At 53.2% G+C, this 17,833-nt stretch carries 17 protein-coding genes and 1 pseudogene; 11 read left to right on the top strand and 7 right to left on the bottom strand.

What is annotated here, in order from left to right; genetic code table 11:
- Positions 1–150: 150 nt before the first annotated feature.
- Together FBR45_RS16865 and FBR45_RS16875 are read left to right on the top strand one after the other, a co-directional pair.
- Positions 151–768, top strand: coding sequence for a methyltransferase domain-containing protein (locus FBR45_RS16865; RefSeq protein WP_138504418.1), 618 nt, complete (start codon positions 151–153; stop codon positions 766–768).
- Positions 769–1,143: 375 nt separating this feature from the next.
- A complete protein-coding gene (locus FBR45_RS16875; RefSeq protein WP_138504420.1) occupies positions 1,144–1,989 on the top strand; it encodes a DUF1206 domain-containing protein in 846 nt (281 codons plus the stop codon).
- Positions 1,990–2,048: 59 nt separating this feature from the next.
- On the opposite strand, the gene FBR45_RS16880 is transcribed toward FBR45_RS16875, so the two are convergent.
- The 3 genes and pseudogenes from FBR45_RS16880 to FBR45_RS16890 all read right to left on the bottom strand — a co-directional run bounded on the left by FBR45_RS16880 (position 2,049) and on the right by FBR45_RS16890 (position 4,246).
- Positions 2,049–2,831: a hypothetical protein gene (locus tag FBR45_RS16880; protein ID WP_246082276.1), complete on the bottom strand. Its 783-nt coding sequence runs from the start codon at positions 2,829–2,831 to the stop codon at positions 2,049–2,051.
- Positions 2,832–3,070: 239 nt separating this feature from the next.
- On the bottom strand, positions 3,071–3,394 hold the full coding sequence (locus FBR45_RS16885) for a nuclear transport factor 2 family protein (protein ID WP_138504424.1): 324 nt from the start codon (positions 3,392–3,394) through the stop codon (positions 3,071–3,073).
- A gap of 63 nt (positions 3,395–3,457) precedes the next feature.
- Positions 3,458–4,246: pseudogene (locus tag FBR45_RS16890) on the bottom strand (SDR family oxidoreductase).
- A 128-nt stretch (positions 4,247–4,374) separates the two neighbouring features.
- Here FBR45_RS16890 and FBR45_RS16895 point away from each other — a divergent pair.
- On the top strand, positions 4,375–4,734 hold the full coding sequence (locus FBR45_RS16895; RefSeq protein WP_138504426.1) for a winged helix-turn-helix transcriptional regulator: 360 nt from the start codon (positions 4,375–4,377) through the stop codon (positions 4,732–4,734).
- Between the two features lie 277 nt (positions 4,735–5,011).
- A complete protein-coding gene (locus FBR45_RS26910) occupies positions 5,012–5,458 on the top strand; it encodes a hypothetical protein (protein ID WP_246082277.1) in 447 nt (148 codons plus the stop codon).
- Here FBR45_RS26910 and FBR45_RS16910 read toward each other — a convergent pair.
- The 3 genes from FBR45_RS16910 to FBR45_RS16920 form a co-directional block, all read right to left on the bottom strand.
- Positions 5,436–8,495, bottom strand: a complete 3,060-nt coding sequence (locus FBR45_RS16910; protein WP_138504428.1) for a COR domain-containing protein — start codon at positions 8,493–8,495, stop codon at positions 5,436–5,438. The two genes, FBR45_RS26910 and FBR45_RS16910, sit on opposite strands and share 23 nt — an antisense overlap.
- Positions 8,496–8,505: 10 nt before the next feature.
- Positions 8,506–8,946 (bottom strand): hypothetical protein, encoded by a 441-nt coding sequence (locus tag FBR45_RS16915; protein WP_138504430.1) that lies wholly within the window; start codon positions 8,944–8,946, stop codon positions 8,506–8,508.
- 85 nt (positions 8,947–9,031) lie between these two features.
- Positions 9,032–9,874 (bottom strand): CvfB family protein, encoded by an 843-nt coding sequence (locus tag FBR45_RS16920; RefSeq protein WP_129601539.1) that lies wholly within the window; start codon positions 9,872–9,874, stop codon positions 9,032–9,034.
- 156 nt (positions 9,875–10,030) lie between these two features.
- Here FBR45_RS16920 and FBR45_RS16925 point away from each other — a divergent pair, with 156 nt between their 5' ends.
- The 5 genes from FBR45_RS16925 to FBR45_RS16945 all read left to right on the top strand — a co-directional run bounded on the left by FBR45_RS16925 (position 10,031) and on the right by FBR45_RS16945 (position 14,974).
- A complete protein-coding gene (locus tag FBR45_RS16925) occupies positions 10,031–10,960 on the top strand; it encodes a YEATS-associated helix-containing protein (RefSeq protein WP_138504432.1) in 930 nt (309 codons plus the stop codon).
- Between the two features lie 144 nt (positions 10,961–11,104).
- Complete coding sequence (locus tag FBR45_RS16930; RefSeq protein WP_138504434.1) at positions 11,105–11,863, top strand: lytic transglycosylase domain-containing protein; 759 nt, start codon at positions 11,105–11,107, stop codon at positions 11,861–11,863.
- 330 nt (positions 11,864–12,193) lie between these two features.
- A complete protein-coding gene (locus FBR45_RS16935) occupies positions 12,194–13,006 on the top strand; it encodes an MlaE family ABC transporter permease (protein WP_138504436.1) in 813 nt (270 codons plus the stop codon).
- Positions 13,007–13,098: 92 nt separating this feature from the next.
- On the top strand, positions 13,099–13,845 hold the full coding sequence (locus tag FBR45_RS16940; protein WP_138504438.1) for an ABC transporter ATP-binding protein: 747 nt from the start codon (positions 13,099–13,101) through the stop codon (positions 13,843–13,845).
- A gap of 118 nt (positions 13,846–13,963) precedes the next feature.
- Entirely contained in the window at positions 13,964–14,974 is a 1,011-nt protein-coding gene (locus tag FBR45_RS16945) for an MlaD family protein (RefSeq protein ID WP_138504440.1), read from the top strand.
- Between the two features lie 3 nt (positions 14,975–14,977).
- Here the strand turns inward: FBR45_RS16945 and FBR45_RS16950 are convergent, their stop codons facing one another.
- A complete protein-coding gene (locus FBR45_RS16950; protein ID WP_138504442.1) occupies positions 14,978–15,889 on the bottom strand; it encodes an EamA/RhaT family transporter in 912 nt (303 codons plus the stop codon).
- Between the two features lie 97 nt (positions 15,890–15,986).
- Between FBR45_RS16950 and FBR45_RS16955 the strand changes: the two genes are divergently transcribed.
- Both FBR45_RS16955 and FBR45_RS16960 read left to right on the top strand, forming a co-directional pair.
- Entirely contained in the window at positions 15,987–16,649 is a 663-nt protein-coding gene (locus FBR45_RS16955) for an outer membrane beta-barrel protein (RefSeq protein WP_171044912.1), read from the top strand.
- A 39-nt stretch (positions 16,650–16,688) separates the two neighbouring features.
- Positions 16,689–17,771, top strand: coding sequence for a serine hydrolase domain-containing protein (locus FBR45_RS16960; protein WP_138504446.1), 1,083 nt, complete (start codon positions 16,689–16,691; stop codon positions 17,769–17,771).
- The last annotated feature ends 62 nt before the right edge of the window (positions 17,772–17,833 follow it).

Genomic DNA, 17,833 nt, shown 5'->3' on the forward strand with positions numbered 1-17,833 from the left:
AAGTTGACTAGGTAAGTTGCAGTGTACTCTTGGTGGGTAAAGCTAAGATGAATCCGGTTTTACTACGAACCCGGAGCGATGATTTTCCCTAAACAACTATACTAGACACATGGTACATCTAGTTTACAAACTAGTACGAAACGTTATACCATGAGCCAGCAGGAGACCTACCACGACTATGTCATCAAAGACGGTCAGTTTATCGGACGATTTGACGAGATGTATCAGCAGTTCGACCAGCCCTGGATGCAGGATAAACAGCCCAACCCCTATTCGCGGCAGGCTGGCATTCTGCACCTCAAACAGTTTGGCATTCAGTCGGTGCTGGAGTGTGGCAGCGGTCTGGGGTACTACTCCCAGGAGATTTACCGGCAAACGGGCATTATTCCCCAGGGGATTGAACTGTCAGAAACGGCCGTCAGCCGGGCAAAGACCCTGTTTCCGCACCTTTCCTTTACGGCTGATCGGGTCGAGAACCTAGCCCGGTATCCTCAGGTTGACGCTATTCTATTTGCCGAACTGACCTGGTACGTGCTGCCGCAGCTCCCGGGTCTGTTCGCCATCATGGCTGAACACTTCCCCGGCAAATACTTTATCAACAACCTGGTCTTTTATAAAAATACCCAGCGCTACGGAACCGAGTACTTCACCAACCTGCGCGAGTTTATCGATTATGTTCCTTTTCCGGTGGTTGGCTATTGTGAAGCCACTACCGAGAAAGACACCACGATCGAAACCTCGTCTATCTTCCGGATCGAGCCAAAATAAGGGGATTTTACCTACGGCAGTGGCTGAATCGTATTCGTAGGAGACAGCTCGCCGTCTGACGATGGTATCGGCGATACGGCCGATAATCTGTTCAACGGCTGGTCGGGTGATGCCCCCTCCGGATACACCTCCCAGCACTCCACATTAACGCGTCGCTCTGGCTGGCAAAACGGCAATAAACCTATTCCCTACCTGAGCCAGTCTGGCAGTTGACAGGACTAACAGAAGATTTCCTTGTTTTCAACGACAGCGTAAATCCGCCCCCATGGCTTTCCTTGCTTTATTCCTATCGTAAAGGCCCTGTATTTCTGAGAAACACAAAACATTTATGATCCTAAATCAATTCTGATTGGTACAGCAAACCGAGCGATATAGATGACAACCTTATCCAGCCTCTCTTCCCACATACCTTCTACCCAGCCCCAATGGGTAAAGCGTTTCGCTAAGTTTGGTCTGGCGGCCAAAGGAGTTGTTTACTGCCTGGTAGGTATACTCGCGTTTATGGCGGCCTTCGAAATAGGTGGTCGTACGGAACGTAACCTCAACAAACAGGGAATATTTCGATTCATACTCGAACAACCGTTTGGGCAGGGTCTGCTGGCCCTGGTGGCCATCGGCCTGGTCTGCTACGCCCTCTGGCGGCTAACCCAGGCTTTTCTGGATAACGAAAACAAAGGAACCGACGCTAAAGGCATCGGTCGCCGGGTAGGCTACGCTTTCAGCGGGTTGGTCTATGGATTCCTGGCCTATGGATCGTTCCGGATGGTACTGGGTAGCCAGGGAAGTCAGGGTGGAGATACGCGCCAGACCCTTGTTCGGGAACTGCTGCAGCAACCGTTTGGCCAATGGCTCGTCGGCCTGATTGGCCTGAGTATCATTGGCATCGGGCTATACCAGATCTACCGGGCCCTGTCGGGTAAGTACCTGAAAAATGTTCAGACCTCTTCCATCAAGACGGAGCTAAAGGAGATGATCATCCGATCCGGTAAGCTGGGGTACATCGCGCGGGGCGTTGTCTGGGGAATTATCGGCTACTTATTCATAAAAGCGGCCATGGCGGCTAATGCCAGCGAAGCCGGCGGCAGTAGCCATGCGTTTGCCTTCCTGGAAAAATCCAGTTACGGCTCGTATCTGCTCGGCGCCGTAGCAATAGGCTTATTTTGCTACGGCGTATTCATGTTCGTACGCGCCCGGTACGAAGTTATCAACACGAGTAACTAAAGAACACAGACGAGTCCGTAAGAGGCTGTTGGGAGCAGGCTAGTTTCAGTCACAGACAATCAGGGTGCATAGAAAGTCGCCAGTTGCTTTAAACGCGGCTTGACCAGCGGGTTTTTCATGGGCTCGAATCGCGCCACTTCGACATTATTTTTCGTGACAGCTACATAAAATGGCTGATTCAAGTGGGTAGTGAGGTGATAGATCGTCACCAGCTCGGCAATGTCTTCAGACCAGGCTGCCATACCGTATAAGGACGGAAAAGGTGTTTGCGCAAGTTTCCGATACACGTCCGGAGCCATGCTGATTGCCATCGGCCGACCGCTCCGGAAACGGGTTTGCTCCAGCAGCAGATCGGTGTATTTCTCAACAGGCGCGTTCATCGTGCGCCAAATATCTTTGGTAAATGGTGTCGGTTCAATGAGCGCGTGTCTCTCCGAAGTTGGCGGGGTGAGGCCCATCACCGCATCTACGACGTGCGTAGCTTCGTGGAGCAATACGTAAAGGAGGGCGTCCAGACTCCCCCCTTCGACCCGCATAGCATAACTAGAATCAGCGGTCCGGTTGAAGCAGCTATTCTCTTTCCACGATGCCCATTCGGAGATGGTCTCATCCAGCAAGCCCGCCCGAAACGTAATATTGAACTGTTTTGGCCCGTTCCCGGAATCGAGGAGCGACGTCAATGCTGTATTCGGCATATTATCCATGAAACTGATGCTGTGCAGATGCTGCCTCAGTAGTCGCTGATGTAACGGGGGCAATCGGGAAAAAGCCCTGCTCACCTGCTCGCTTTGGGCGGGTGTCAACTCGTGGTTAACAGGCTTCATGCCAGCCTCGCGAAACATAGTAAAAACGCTTTCGGGGGCAATTTTTATTCGCCGGGCTGGGTCATTGTCGTTCCTGGGACTTGTTGGTTGCGCCAGGGTAAGCACTGAGCACACCAGCACTCCCAAAACCGAAGCGGCCCATATAAAAACCGATTTGCCAATCATTGTATCATCATTCGTTTAACTCATGGTATTGCAGTTGGCTCACGGACTGAGCCAACTGCTTTCCGGAGCTATTTAGAATTTATGCGCTCCTTTTAACCTGAAATTCGTAGGGAACGGATAAGCGGGCCATCCAGTTTAAGGTGGTATTGCAAAACTGACGGACTTCCGGGAAATGTGCCGCTTACTTCGACAGTCAGCTCGGCCACCGGGCCGTTTTGATTGAAATCCAGTGGTTTTAGCTGCATCTGGTACTTTTCGGCCGCCTGCTGTATCCACTGCTTAATTTCATCCCGGCCCGAGTAGGATGATCCTTCGTCAGAGACCAGGGCTTCGGCGGTAAAAAATCCAGCAAAGGCGGTGCTGTTCAGGTCATTCTGTGCCTTGATGAGACCTGCTATGTTGTCAGGGAGGTTCATTGGTATAAGGTATATGGTTGAGTAAACAGATTCGACAGGAATGTTGGTTTGGAGCATCCCGGACTATATGGTGGGTATGGTGCCGCCGTCAATGACAAAATCGGTGCCGGTCAGGTAGGCCGCCCGGGGCGATACCAGGAAGCCCACTAATTCAGCCACTTCCTGTGGCTAGGCTGGCCGGCCAACCGGAATGCCACCCAGAGCATTCATTACCCCCTGAGCCGCCTGTTCAACAGTGACGTCTGAGCTTTCGGCAATACGCTCCATCATTCGGCTCGATGCTTCGGTCATAATCCAGCCCGGCGATACGGTGAGCACGCGTACCCCTTTCGGAGCTACTTCATTTGACAGGCTTTTACTGTAATTGACCAGGGCCGCTTTCGCAGCAGCATAAGGCAACGTGGCGTCATACAGGGGCAATTTCGCCTGGATGGATGTGATGTGAACAATAACTCCTGCCCCGCGTCTGATCATGCCGGGCAGTACCCCCCGGTCCAGTCGCACGGGCGCCAGCAGATTCGTTTGTAGCGATAAGAGCCAATCCGCATCGGACAGTACGGCATACCCACCACCCGGCGTCTCGGAGCCACCCATATTATTAACCAGAATGTCCAGATGGCCGAATGTACTGAGTACTTCATCAATTACCTGTTGGGTACCGTCCGGTTTGATCAAGTCGGCAGCGATGAAATGGATGTCATCCGGTTGGTCTTCGGGCTTGTTTCGGGCCGTGCTGATTACCGTGGCACCCGCTGTCAACAGGCGATCGGCGATAGCTTTACCTGTCCCTTTGCTACCTCCGGTAACCAGGGCAATTTTACCGGCCAGTTCGTTGTTATTGGTAACGTCCATAACGTTGTCAATTTGTTTGGGACAAATTTCGGGCGTATGACAGGCGCTGACAAGTACGGACTTACGAATCAGATAGGGACAAATTTATCCCTATTGACCGGCGCAGGGCACCTGGTTATCTTTGTCATATGTACGAACGAAAAACACTCCCTGAGTTGAACTGCGGGCTCGACCTGATTGGCGAAGTCCTGTACGGGAAATGGAAGATGCGGCTTTTGTGGTTTATTCACGAAGGCTTTCAGCGCCCCAGCGAGCTACAGCGGAAAATTCCGGGTGCCTCACGGCGCGTGCTGAACGTACAGCTTAAGGAGTTGGAAAGCCACGAACTGGTGGGAAAGGTAATTTACCCGGTTGTTCCACCCAAAGTCGACTATTATCTTACTGATCTGGGCAAATCACTCATACCTATTATTAGGGTCATCGGGCAGTGGGGCGACCAGCATGATCAGCAATTACGGGCGCTCATTCTGAAGAACATCAACCTCTGAGCACCCGGATGACTGCCATAGGCAGGTTCTACCGCTTGCCGAAACCATCGGGCATTTCGTTGTAACGGCCTGGAAGCTGATTCGTACAGATCAGCCATCAAAGCGGCATAGGTGGTACCTGAAATAACGAAACATGACTCCCTGATGCTTTCTCAGGTGGGTATGTCCAGCTGAGAAAGCATTTTTGCCAGACGACATATTTTTTGCGCCGGAGTTAGGTTCATAAAGTACAGTTTTATCATATTACGCAACTCTGACACCATTCAGCGCTGCGCTTATGATATTCAGTTTCCACGCCACCCCTGATTTTGACTTCATTACCTACTTCGCCCGTCATATTCAGGCGACGGTACGGGACGGCCTCCTGGTCGTACCCGATCATCTGGGCGAGGGTTACGTTCGTAAATTATCGTTCGGGTCAGACTTCAAAATTACCATCCACCGGTACCTTCTTCGGGAAGACCTGATCATCAATCGCCATACATCCGGCCAGGGAAATGACCTGATCACCCTCTTTTTTTACAACAACGAACAAGCGCTTGAGATCGCTTACAACGATGACAAGCAGGTGCTGTTTTCCCAGCGCGATGAGTCGGCCATCCAGGCCGACCGCAGCAGCCAGCCGCATTTAGGGCAGTATTCGAGCGTCAGTGTCGGTTTCATAAAATTTTACAAGCCATATAAGTATCGTAAGAGCAGGTTCAATCAGAAGAATTTTCTTTAAGAAAATCGTTGTAAAGCTTATTACGGATGAATTTTTCTAAAAACTGACTAGCTTCTTTTGGTTGCTCATCAGGGCTTGGCATCACTGCACCTTTATCGAAACGCAAAAACGGCTCCAGGTCCGTATCCTGTGTATCAAATTCCGTTACGTTAATGACAATCACAAAAGCTTCCTTGTCATCGAAACGCCTGCGCATAATCGGCACTTCCTCTTTATGGATGTACGTCTTGGTTTCTGCATCCATATAAGCGTCACTTAGAAAAATAATGTATCCATCACAGTCTAAGAAATGCTGCTTTATTTGATTGTCCCAGTCTCCCCACCCTGTCAGATGACGATCATACCATAACTCGATTGTTTTGCGAGCTGCCACTTTTTTGCGTAGCAGGTCCACATAATACTTATCCTCTTTCGCAAACGAAACAACCAATTTTCGAATTTTAGGCTGTGCTACATCGGGTACGGTCTTGATCAGTGGTTGCGACGAGGTCTGCACAGGCTCTGGTTCACGAGCAAGCGCTGGTTGCCCGCTTGTTAGTTGCCAGTTGGCGTTCTGGTAAGTAAAATCGGTTTGTAGTTGGGTAATAGTTTCACCTGATATACAATCAGTACTGAGCGTAAGTGTATTATTGATCAAATCAGCCTCCAGCACGAACCGGCCCTCATGCGCTAAGTCAACCAACAGTCCCGTTCGCCAGATATTTCGAAAATCTGTTTTTGCCCCCCAGCGGGCTATGCATTGCTGAATGTGGTAATACGGCAAAAACGGCACGCTTTGCTGATAAATCTGTTTATTCAGATTGTCCTTGAGGAACTGTTCAGCCGAACTGGGTAGATTCTCGTCTAGGAACTGCGGGAACAAATAATAGGTATCGTCGGTCACGCTCTCGTAGCGCCTTTCATTTAATGGAAAGCATAGTCCGCAGCTTTCCATTAAGCGCACAAACAATCGTCGTTCGGCAACCGTGTACTGGGTTTTAAAATAGTCAAATAAATATTTTAGCCGCTTCTTACCGAATGTCTCATTAGCGAGTTCATCGTACAGCCGTCCCTCCCGATCAAGCACTTCGTAAATGGCTTCTATAGCCCATTGTTGATCGGCAATAATAGTATCGTTCAGAAACTGTTCATCAAAATAAAGAATACCTGTGTTGTGCAAATACTGCAAAAGCACCTCCTCAGCTCCAGTCAATACTTGGTGCTGACGACAGAGCTGAAAGAAATCCGATTTTGCAACCAGACGCTCCCGCTTGGTTATTTCTTGCTGACTATTGCGTATAAAATAATCACGAACGGCAAGCCACGAAGCCGGAAAAGGCATGTTGTACTCAGGCAGGCTCTGCGCAGCTTCAGTTAACGTGCCAATCAGGCCTGCAATGCCACGGCCCGAGCAGGCACTCACCCGAGCTGTCCATACCTGCTGCTCAGCCTCAAGCTGATTCACCAATGCCTGCGTAGTAGCTGGTACGGGCGTTTGGGTTTCCGTTTTATTTTGAACCACCACGAAAGCACTGTCTGGCGACAGTCGCTCAAGGTTATCTAGCCAATCGGGCAGTATTTTGTTGCGGTTGGTATCACCTCGCTTTCCCCGGCGGTCCTGAGCCAAACTAATGGCTTCTGTCTCAGCATCGAAAACAATCACCTGTACGGCCCGCGATCGTAAAAACAGCTGATGGGTACCATGGTAGATTTCCTGTCCACCAAAATCAAAAACAACTCCCTGCACCATGCCATTGAACAGTGGCAGTGATTCAATTCGTATAGCATGTGTACTATCCTTACCTGGCTGGGCTTTTCCAGCTTTCAGCGCTTCGAGCAGACTACTTTTACCCACATTACTGTTACCAGATACCATAAATTTCACCATCTGATTGAGGGCTGATTTATCAGCTAGATCAGAGAACCAGGCCCTAACATTACCAAGACAATTGTCTCGATAGTTTTTTCCTAGTAACTCAGTAGGAATATTTCGAGTCTTATTTCCTGTCAGGTACAGGCTTTGCAGCCCCGCTGGCAGGTCCTCAATCTGACTAACGGAGGTCTCACTCAAGTCCAGGCTTTGCAGCCCCGCTGGCAGGTTCTCGATCTGACTAACGGAGGTATAGCTCAAGTCCAGGCTTTGCAGCCCCGCTGGCAGGTTCTCGATCTGACTAACGGAGGTATAGCTCAAGTCCAGGCTTTGCAGCCCCGCTGGCAGGTTCTCGATCTGACTAACGGAGGTACGGCTCAAGTGCAGGCTTTGCAGCCCCGCTGGCAGGTTCTCGATCTGACTAACGGAGGTAAAGCTCAAGTGCAGGCTTTGCAGCCCCGCTGGCAGGTTCTCGATCTGACTAACGGAGGTCTCACTCAAGTCCAGGCTTTGCAGCCCCGCTGGCAGGTTCTCGATCTGACTAACGGAGGTAAAGCTCAAGTGCAGGCTTTGCAGCCCCGCTGGCAGGTTCTCGATCTGACTAACGGAGGTACGGCTCAAGTGCAGGCTTTGCAGCCCCGCTGGCAGGTTCTCGATCTGACTAACGGAGGTACCACTCAAGTGCAGGCTTTGCAGCCCCGCTGGCAGGTCCTCGATCTGACTAACGGAGGTAAAGCTCAAGTCCAGGCTTTGCAGCCCCGCTGGCAGGTTCTCGATCTGACTAACGGAGGTATAGCTTAAGTCCAGGCTTTGCAGCCCCGCTGGCAGGTTCTCGATCTGACTAACGGAGGTATAGCTTAAGTCCAGGCTTTGCAGCCCCGCTGGCAGGTTCTCGATCTGACTAACGGAGGTATAGCTCAAGTGCAGGCTTTGCAGCCCCGCTGGCAGGTTCTCGATCTGACTAACGGAGGTAAAGCTCAAGTCCAGGCTTTGCAGCCCCGCTGGCAGGTCCTCGATCTGACTAACGGAGGTACCACTCAAGTCCAGGCTTTGCAAATTAGAACAGGCCCGTATTTCTTTCGGTACTTGCACTAAATTCAGGCCACTTAAGTCTAATTGGGTTGCAGCTGTTCGTCGGGCTTGTTTAATCCGGCGGAGGGCTTCCTGATATGCTTCTTCGGTAGTCATTAGGCTGAAATTAGCAGATTATCGACCGAATGAATGCAACCAGCATCATCAACATTGGAATGCCATAAAAGACCCGCAATGAGAGCGAAACCATCAATCGCCATTCGCTGGGCGTCTGCGAGCGATATTGACCCGCATCCAGGCTATACCGTACCCGCTGCGCATCGGCGGAGTGCCGGATGACGTAGTTATATAGCTTTCGGTAAGCCTGCTCCGACCTAAGAAAGTAAGCATCGAGGTACCAGAACGACGTCCACACCAAAAGTAGAATGAACAGCAAGACAGGCGTTTGCAGAATTGTCTGCAAATTATCTTTTCCAAACGCAAGCACGGCTGCTATTAGCGATACGCTCCAGCCTTTGGTGTAATAAGCGTTCTGTGACATGCGGGCAATGACGCCCTGAATCAGATCAATTTCTTTGTGCAGGTTTTCTTGTTTAGGTTCGTCCATTAGTTGGGTGGATTAGTCACTCAAAGTAACAAACGGAACCGTTTTACGCAAAAGATAAGCTCAGCTTTGTTCTTGCGGCAACTTTTTACACCAACCTGATACCGGCATCCTCGATGGTGATTTTCCGGTCTTTGTAAAGTGTACCGATGGCTTTCTTGAACGTCTTTTTGCTCATTTCGAGTCGCCGGTAGATCTCCTCGGGCGCGCTGCTGTCCGTTAGCGGCAAAAAGCCACCCTCCGACCGGAGTTCGGCCAGGATGCGCCGGGCGTTCGGTTCTACGTTTTCGTAGCCCGGGCGCTGGAGGCTGACGTCGACCCGGTTGTCGTCGCGGATATGTTTGATGTAGCCGATGAGTGGGTCACCGGGGCGCACAGTCCGGAAAATCTCGTTATGGTAAACCAGCCCCTTGTACCGGTTATTGATGATAACGTTCATACCCAGCTCGGTAGCTTCGTAGGCCAGCAGCTGCACCTCTTCGCCCACGTACAGATCGCTCACGTCGGGGTCGAGGAAGCGGTTGACCCGGCTCGATGCAACCAGCCGATTCGTTTCTTCATCGAGATAGACAAAAACAACGTACCACCGCCCAACCTGCATGGGGCGGCTTTGCTCCCGAAACGGCACAAACAGATCTTTTTCCAGTCCCCAGTCCAGAAACGCCCCCGCATCGGTTACGGCCATCACCTGCAGAGTCGCAAACTCATCACGCTGCACAGCCGGAACGAGCGTAGTCGCCACGGGTCGTTCGAGTGAATCGTTATACACAAACACATCGATGGTGTCGCCCACGGCCAGATCGCGGGGCACGTACTTGTTGGGTAACAGAATGTCGTCTTTGGGATCGCCAGTAGGCGTATCGTTCAGAAAAAAGCCAACGCTGGTTTCACGCAGGGCGGTTAATGTGTTGAATCGTCCGAGTTTGAGCATGGGGCATGAATCACGTACCGGGGGCAAAGGTCGGCGTTTTTGCGCTGATACACGACATACCGGTAAAAACCCGGTTTGAAATAGGGTGATTTCCTCATTGGTTCGGCACCGGCATCTTCTTTATTTTACAAAATCAATTGACTATCAACCCCACCCATGACTATTCCTTTTACCCCCGACCTCTGGACCGTGCTGCTCGTGATGCTAACGGGCGGCATTATTGGCGGCATCGTCAATTTTTTCTACGCGCCCCTGCCCGATGGGCAGCCAAATTCCCTGGGGCGCTGCATTATTCTGGGTATTGGAGCCTCGGCGCTGGTGCCCGTCTTTTTGTTCGTCACCCAAAGTAAAATTCTCGATAAACTGTTTTACCCCGCCGGGCCAGAACTGTCGGCTGCCGACAAAGCCATCAACCTGCTGGTTTTTATCAGCCTTTGCTTACTGGCAGCCATCTCCTCATCGCGCTTCATTGCATCGGTCAGCGACCGGGTCATCGCCCAGTTGAAAGAAGAGGTCAAAGAGGCTAAAGAAGAAATCGACCAGACCCGAAAGGATGTGCAGGCTACCCGGCAAACAGCCGCCGAGGCCAAGCAGAAAATACAGGAAAATACCGCCACGCTCCGGGGCCTTAAGGAAGTGCAGAAGGCGCGAACCCTGGCCCCTTCGCGTCGGTCGGCCGTGTCTGCCAGCACCCGAGAGGTCCTGAACCAGCCTACGTTCGCATCTCATCCCGACGATCCGCAGAAAGGCCGCTGGGGCGGGTTGGCCGTTCGGGAGGGCTACCAACTGTCGGCTACGGTAGAAGCCGTGGACAACGACAACGATTTTTTTAGGGTACAGCTTCAGGTAACGGCACCCGATTCGGCTCAGCTCCCCGCCGATGCTGTCGTGGTCTTCCACCTGCACGACAGCTTCACCCCCGACGAGTACCGGACCCTGTTTCAGCAGCGGGTAGCTACGCTCGATCTGTACGCCTGGGGAGCGTTTACAGTGGGCGCCGAAGCGCCGGGCGGCATTCATCTGGAGCTCGATCTGGCCGATCCGAACCAGGTTCCAACCGCCCCTCAAAGCTTCAGAAATCGCTGATTATAGCCGTCGGGTTTCCGTCATATAAAGAAACCTTCGTGCAAAATGTTGATTATCAATAGACGATTATAAAGCCTACTTGCGTTATAGACTCATAACCATCTGAGTTTAGTCTTGATCAAACGCGTAGGATTCTCTCTGTTGATGGCTGCTTTTCGTCCGGCCATCTCGGTAGCAGCCAAGTTTACTCAATCGCCTATCACCTCATTTCAACCGGCCACCAGCCCGGTTTTGCTACAGGCCGACGCTACCCGTACCAGTCTGCTTACCACCTACTCAACCAGTGCCTGGCCGTCGACAGCATCGGCGGGCAACGAGCTTCCGATGCTCGACGTTAATTTTTGTGGAGAATGCCTTCCACTCGACCAGAGTGGTGTTGCTGACCGCTGGAAACACGTTTTCACCCTCTTCCGGAACAACACCAGCGATCTGGGCAGCCTCCAGAAACGAGCCGATGCGTTTTTCCCGATCATCGACCCCATTCTGGAGCAGTATGACATCCCGCAGGACTTTCGCTACGTGCCGCTGGCCGAGAGTGGGCTGAAGGCGAAAGCCGTATCGCCGATGGGGGCTGCGGGTTACTGGCAACTCATGCCCGGCACGGCCCGCGAGCTAGGCCTGAAAGTGGGTAAAGGGGTTGACGAGCGGTTCAACGTTCATAAAGCAACCGTAGCTGCCTGCAAATACCTGCGTAAACTATACGATCAGCTGGGGTCCTGGTCGCTGGTAGCGGCCGCTTATAATGCGGGCCCCGGCTATCTGAAAAACCAGCTCCGGCGCGACGCTCACCGCGACTATTATCGGATGAACCTCCCCCGCGAAACCCGTTATTACCTGTTTCGGGTCCTGGTGTATAAAGAAGTTCTGTCGCGTCCCGACGATTACCTGTCCTTCTTGTCGTAACGCACGAAAGGCCCCGGGCTAAAGCCTGGGGCTTCCCATGGTTAAATACCGTGGTCTGGTTGAGCCCCGCAGCCTGGTAAGAAGTTATTGTGGGAAGCTATCCGCTGACTTTGGTGGGCTCGACGGGCAACTCCTTTAAGAGCGGGGGAACCGTGTAGAAACCAGATTTCCTACACAACCCGTAGTCATCATTACGAAAAAGGTCTCCCATCCCGGGTTTATACCAGACCGTAGTCAGCTCATAGCTTTAATAAATAAACCCTGTTGGTCTAAAACAGTTATTAGCATACATTCGCCCCGCCATTTGCGGGCACTACACGTAGCGTTTGAATGCAAGCTGACACCAAATCAACGGACTCCCCACCCTCCCGCCCTTCTTTACCCCGGCGGTTTGAGCGGTTTTTCATTAATCTGGCCGATGTGGCGGCTTTTGTAGGCCGATTTTTCCGCGAAGCCCTGCTTCCCCCCTACGAATTCAAAGAAATTATCCGGCAGTGCTACGAAGTCGGATACCGGTCGTTGCTGCTGATCTCCACGACCGGTTTCATAACGGGTATTGTCTTCACGAACCAGTCGAGACCGTCGCTGACCGAATTCGGGGCCACCTCCTGGTTGCCGTCGCTGATCGCCATTGCGGTCGTGCGGGCGCTGGGTCCACTGGTTACGGCGCTGATTGCAGCTGGTAAAGTAGGATCGAGTATCGGGGCCGAGCTGGGCTCCATGAACGTTACCGAGCAGATCGACGCCATGGAAGTCTCCGGAACCGACCCGTTCAAATTTCTGGTCGTTACGCGGGTGCTGGCAACTTCGTTCACCATTCCGCTGCTGACGATGTACACGATCTTTGTGGCCCTGATTGGTGCGTATATAAACGTAAACCAGAACGAGCAAACCAGTTTCACCTCCTACATTCAGGAGGTATTCGGGGCCATCACCTACCTCGACATTTTCATGTCGCTGATCAAATCCATTGCGTTTGGATTCACAATCGGGATGGTGGGCTGTTACAAAGGGTACCACTCGTCGAAAGGCACCGAAGGCGTGGGTAAGGCCGCCAACTCGTCGGTAGTAACCGCCATGTTTTTAGTATTCATTGAAGAGCTTCTCTCGCTCCAGATCGCCAACGCGATCCGCGGCAGCTAGTGAGCATACGCGCCAATGGGCCAACGTCTAGGCGATCGGAAGCCCTGCCGTATCTGTTGCTCTGGCGTTTCTGATTTCTCTTTTACGGATTTATGGATGAGTTAGTAATTGACATACACGGACTGAAAAAGTCGTTTGGTGATCTCCACGTGCTGCGGGGCGTTGACCTGCAGGTACACCGGGGCGAAAACGTGGTGGTGCTGGGCAGATCGGGTACGGGTAAATCGGTGTTGATCAAGATCATTGTCGGACTGCTCAAGCCCGATGCGGGTGAGGTGCGCGTGCTGGGCCAGGACGTAACCCTGCTACGCGGTCGCGAACTGGACGAATTCCGCCAAAAGGTAGGGTTCTCCTTCCAGAGCAGTGCCCTCTATGACAGCATGAGCATCCGCGAGAATCTGGAGTTTCCGCTGGTGCGGAATATTCGTAACCTGAGCCGGGCTGACATTAACCGCGCCGTTGAAGAAGCGCTCGATGACGTAGGACTGTCGCAGACTATTAACCAGATGCCGTCTGAACTGTCGGGGGGGCAGCGCAAACGGATCGGCATTGCCCGAACGCTGATGCTAAAGCCCGAAATTATGTTATACGATGAACCAACCGCCGGCCTCGACCCCATTACCAGCATCGAGATCAACAATCTGATCAATGAAGTACGGCAGCGTACCGGCGCTTCGTCGATCATCATTACCCACGACCTGACCTGCGCCAAAACCACCGGCGATCGGGTGGCTATGCTGCTCGATGGCACCTTTGAACGAGTCGGCACGTTCGACGAAGTTTTTGCCGATCCCGATGAACGCGTACAGCAGTTTTATAATTACAACTTTGTGAATTGAACAGACGTCGCCGATTCGTGTTTGATGTTCGTGGCCTTCTCAGACAAGCCGGATGTCCCGCCCGGAAAGCGAACCCAGTCACACTCAACGTATACCACAACCACTACCAATAACACCAATGCCAACTGAATCGAATAAACGTTCTGTCATTGTCGGAATTTTCGTCGCCCTCGGTATCCTGATTTTCGTTGCCGGGGTGTTCGTTCTGGGCGGCCAGCAGAAACGCTTTTCCAGCAGTATAAAAATCATCGCGGTCTTTGACGATGTTGGAGGTCTCAAAGCCGGTAACAACGTCTGGTTCTCGGGGGTCAAGATCGGCACCGTGAAGCGCATCAGCTTCTTCGGTACCTCGCAGGTCGAGGTCGATATGAACATCGAGGAGGCCTCGCGGCAGTATATCCGGAAAGACGCCAGCGCCACCATCAGCACCGACGGGCTGATCGGCAACAAGATTGTGCAGATCGTAGGCGGTTCTACACGATCGGAACCCGTTGAAGAGGGAGACCGGCTGAAGACGCTGGCGGCCATGAGTTCTGACAAACTGATGGAGACCCTGCAGGAAAACAACCAGAATCTGCTGAAAGTCACTAACGATGTTAAGGAACTGATTGGCAACATCAAACGGGGTAAAGGTACCGTAGGTGCGGTCCTGACCGACTCGGTGCTGGCCGACCGGTTCCGCTCAACGATGGTCAACCTGAACCAGGCATCGGCCAATGCCGTCAAGGTAACGGGAGCCGTAACCCAGTTTGCCAACAAACTCAACACCAAAGGGTCGCTAGCCAACGAGCTGGTAACCGACACCACTATTTTCCGGCGCCTGAGCCGGTCGGCCGGTCGGCTCGAAAGCGCGGCCGGTTCAGCTGACCAGACAGTGGCTAACCTGAACCAGGCCTCGCAGAAGCTGAACAATACCAACAGTCCGCTGGGGGTACTGCTGACCGATCAGGAAACCGCCAACAATCTGCGGACTACTCTGCGCAACCTGAACACGGGCTCCCAGCTGCTGAACGAAGACCTGAAAGCGGCTCAGAGCAACTTCCTGCTGCGCGGTTTTTTTAAGAAACGCGCCAAAGAAGAGGCCAAGCGCAAAGCCGACAGCACGGCCGCAGCCACGCCCCAGCCTTAAGGCTTACCCGATTAGCTCCTGCCAGGAGATCAGCCCGATGGCCAGCACGGCCAGAGCCAATCCAATTTTATTAGCCGTTGATAGCCGCTCCTGAAAAAACAGGGCGGCTACCAGCGCGGCTACCAGAATGACCCCGATGTTGTAGAGCGGATATACCAGCGCCCCGTTACCGCCAAAGGCCGACAGCGCCAGCAGCAACGTATAAAAACTCAGAAAGTTGGGCACCCCCAGCGTAACCGCTCCAACCAGGCTCCTGGCCTGAAACGTTTCCCGGCCCTGCACCAGCCGTACCACCAGCATAGCATAACCAGCTACGATAGCCCCCAGTACCATAGTCAGGGTAACCTGTACGGTTTTGTCGGTGGTAGGTATGTAGCGCAGGTTCATGTAGTTGATCATGGTGTTGGTGGTGCCGTAACACAGAAATACCGCCACCGGCAATAGTACCCCGGCCCCTAGCCGACGCGCTGGTGGCTGCCCCTCGACGGGCTCAGCGCTCTTTTTGTACGTACTCAGCCCGACCGCTACCAGGGCCAGCACCAGGCCTATGTAATTTAGCGCGTCGAACTGTTTGCTTCCCGTACCGAATACAAACAGGCTGAAACAAACCGGAATGACCAGCGACAGGTTATTGGCCAGCGAGGTAGCGGTAATGCCCATACGCTGCGTACTGACGCCGGAGAGCAGGAATGTCAGGATGAAACCGACCCCCAGCGCCAGCGCCAGCCAGGTCCAGGTCTGGCTGAAGTCGACCGAAAAAGTCTGACCCGCCGGAAGCAGGGCGTACCCGGTCAGGAAACAAACGGTATAGTTGAAAACAATGGCCTGGAAGGTGTTGATGTCATAACGTGGGAAGAGCCGAAAATTCAGCAGCAGCACCACCGAAAGCAGAATACTCAGAAACAGAAGAAGCATGGGAACGCCTGCGAAGAGGTATTTTTCGGGCGAAGTTACACCGACCGACGGTTGCACGTGTATCTTTAGCGGCTCGACCCGAAAAATGCCTTTCGTTATGAATCGGTTTCTGTATGCTTCCGTTTTCGCTTTTCTGCTGCCACTAATCGCCGTTGCCCAATCCTCCTGGTCCGTCTCCCCCACGGTTGCGCCTGTGTTTACCCGTACCCAGTTCGTACAACGGGTGTTGTACCCGAACAGCGACGGGCAGCTGGTTGAGCCCGTCTATCTGAACGGGGGTTTCTGGTCAGCGGGGGTAATGGCGGGCGCGTCGGTCCATTACAGTTGGGCACCCGGCTGGTCGGTCAGTATGGGTGGCTGGTTTCGGTCGTCTACCCTGCGCCAGAACCGGCTTGCCAACGATGGCACTACGACGGTCAGACAGCGTAGTCTGCAGCTTCCGCTCCTGCTGAACGCCCGTACGTCGACCCGGCGGTTGTCGCCCTATCTGTCAGTCGGCACCCTGATCGATGTACCTATGCAGGCCCGGGTTATCGTAAACCGAACCGACGAGCCTACCCAGCGGCTACGGCTCGATACCGAACCGGGGCCCTTTTTTCACGTGCTGGCCGGTGCCGGTGGCTATTATCAGCTCAACAGGCAGTATGCGCTCATCGTGCAGCCCCTGATTACTTACAACCTGGGCCGCTTCGGAGGCATCCGAACCCATAACCCTTCCACTGACCTGGGCCTGCTGACCCAGCTCACCTATTCGTTCTGATCCGCAGGCTCCAACGCTTCCTTTTTATACCCTATCCCGATGAAATCATCTTTCCTGATTCTGCTGTGTCTGTCAGCGTGGGGGCCCGCTGCTGTTGCCCAAAATCAGCCGCTGCCCACTCCGTCGGCCACCGACCGCTTTGTTACCCGTCTGATGGACAAAGCAGGTATTCCGGGTCTGTCCATCGCCCTCATTCGCCACAATACGGTAGTCTACAGCCAGGGATATGGCTTAACTAAAGCCGACTCGACCCAGCGGGTGACCCCGGCCACCGTTTTCGACGCGGCTTCGCTGAGCAAACCGGTCTTTGCCTACGCCGTGCTCCAACTGGTCGAAGCGGGTTTGCTGGACCTCGATAAGCCACTCTACGAATACCTGCCCTATGCCGACGTAGCGGCCGACGAGCGCTACAAAAAAATTACGACCCGGCTTGTACTCAGCCATGCATCAGGCCTGCCGAACTGGCGAAAAGATCGACGGTCGAACCAGCTGGCGATGCGCTACAATCCCGGCGAGCGGTTCGGCTACTCGGGCGAAGGCTTTGTTTATCTGCAAAAAGTAGTCGAGAAAATTACGGGGAAGCCAATCAACGAGCTGATGATCGAGCGGGTGTTCAAGCCCTTACAGATGACCCGGAGCAGCTACGTCTGGCAACCCGCTTTCGAGGCTGATTTCGCCTACCCTCACGACAAAGAATCCAATCCTGAGGACAAAGGTCGATTCACGCAGCCCAACATGGCGTACTCGCTCCAGACAACCGCCGACGATTATGCCCGGTTCGTGCTGGCGCTCCTGAACGCAAAAGGGCTGAAACCTGCTACGATCGAACAGATGCTCTCACACCAGCGCCAGCTGCCTAAAACGTTTTCGGGCACAGAACCGCTATCGCCGGGTTTGTTCTGGGGGCTGGGGATCGGCATTGAGAGTACCCCGTCCGGCGACTATTTCTGGCACTGGGGCGACAACGGTACGTTTCGGTGTTACGTAACCGCCGACCGCAAACGGGGCGATGGTATTGTTTACTTCACCAACAGCTTCAACGGGCTGGACATTGCCGACGACATGGTTCAGCAGTTCATCGGCGGAGAACATCCAGCTCCTGCGTTTCTGGGTATCGATTAACGACCATTCGATAGTACCCGGCGAGCGTGTTGCCAGCCGGGTGCCTGACAGCGCAGCGTCGG

Origin of the sequence: Spirosoma lacussanchae (genome assembly GCF_005870035.1) — a bacterium.
In the GTDB taxonomy this organism is placed as follows: domain Bacteria; phylum Bacteroidota; class Bacteroidia; order Cytophagales; family Spirosomataceae; genus Spirosoma; species Spirosoma lacussanchae.

What these genes read in the sequence shown, in the direction of transcription:
- FBR45_RS26910 (WP_246082277.1), top strand. Translation starts at nt 5,012, where the DNA reads ATGATATTCAGTTTCCACGCCACCCCTGATTTTGACTTCATTACCTAC.
- FBR45_RS16950 (WP_138504442.1), bottom strand. Translation starts at nt 15,889, where the DNA reads ATGCTTCTTCTGTTTCTGAGTATTCTGCTTTCGGTGGTGCTGCTGCTG.
- FBR45_RS16865 (WP_138504418.1), top strand. Translation starts at nt 151, where the DNA reads ATGAGCCAGCAGGAGACCTACCACGACTATGTCATCAAAGACGGTCAG.
- FBR45_RS16960 (WP_138504446.1), top strand. Translation starts at nt 16,689, where the DNA reads ATGAAATCATCTTTCCTGATTCTGCTGTGTCTGTCAGCGTGGGGGCCC.
- FBR45_RS16915 (WP_138504430.1), bottom strand. Translation starts at nt 8,946, where the DNA reads ATGGACGAACCTAAACAAGAAAACCTGCACAAAGAAATTGATCTGATT.
- FBR45_RS16920 (WP_129601539.1), bottom strand. Translation starts at nt 9,874, where the DNA reads ATGCTCAAACTCGGACGATTCAACACATTAACCGCCCTGCGTGAAACC.
- FBR45_RS16880 (WP_246082276.1), bottom strand. Translation starts at nt 2,831, where the DNA reads ATGTTTCGCGAGGCTGGCATGAAGCCTGTTAACCACGAGTTGACACCC.
- FBR45_RS16930 (WP_138504434.1), top strand. Translation starts at nt 11,105, where the DNA reads ATGGCTGCTTTTCGTCCGGCCATCTCGGTAGCAGCCAAGTTTACTCAA.
- FBR45_RS16935 (WP_138504436.1), top strand. Translation starts at nt 12,194, where the DNA reads ATGCAAGCTGACACCAAATCAACGGACTCCCCACCCTCCCGCCCTTCT.
- FBR45_RS16940 (WP_138504438.1), top strand. Translation starts at nt 13,099, where the DNA reads ATGGATGAGTTAGTAATTGACATACACGGACTGAAAAAGTCGTTTGGT.
- FBR45_RS16910 (WP_138504428.1), bottom strand. Translation starts at nt 8,495, where the DNA reads ATGACTACCGAAGAAGCATATCAGGAAGCCCTCCGCCGGATTAAACAA.
- FBR45_RS16925 (WP_138504432.1), top strand. Translation starts at nt 10,031, where the DNA reads ATGACTATTCCTTTTACCCCCGACCTCTGGACCGTGCTGCTCGTGATG.
- FBR45_RS16895 (WP_138504426.1), top strand. Translation starts at nt 4,375, where the DNA reads ATGTACGAACGAAAAACACTCCCTGAGTTGAACTGCGGGCTCGACCTG.
- FBR45_RS16945 (WP_138504440.1), top strand. Translation starts at nt 13,964, where the DNA reads ATGCCAACTGAATCGAATAAACGTTCTGTCATTGTCGGAATTTTCGTC.
- FBR45_RS16875 (WP_138504420.1), top strand. Translation starts at nt 1,144, where the DNA reads ATGACAACCTTATCCAGCCTCTCTTCCCACATACCTTCTACCCAGCCC.
- FBR45_RS16885 (WP_138504424.1), bottom strand. Translation starts at nt 3,394, where the DNA reads ATGAACCTCCCTGACAACATAGCAGGTCTCATCAAGGCACAGAATGAC.
- FBR45_RS16955 (WP_171044912.1), top strand. Translation starts at nt 15,987, where the DNA reads ATGAATCGGTTTCTGTATGCTTCCGTTTTCGCTTTTCTGCTGCCACTA.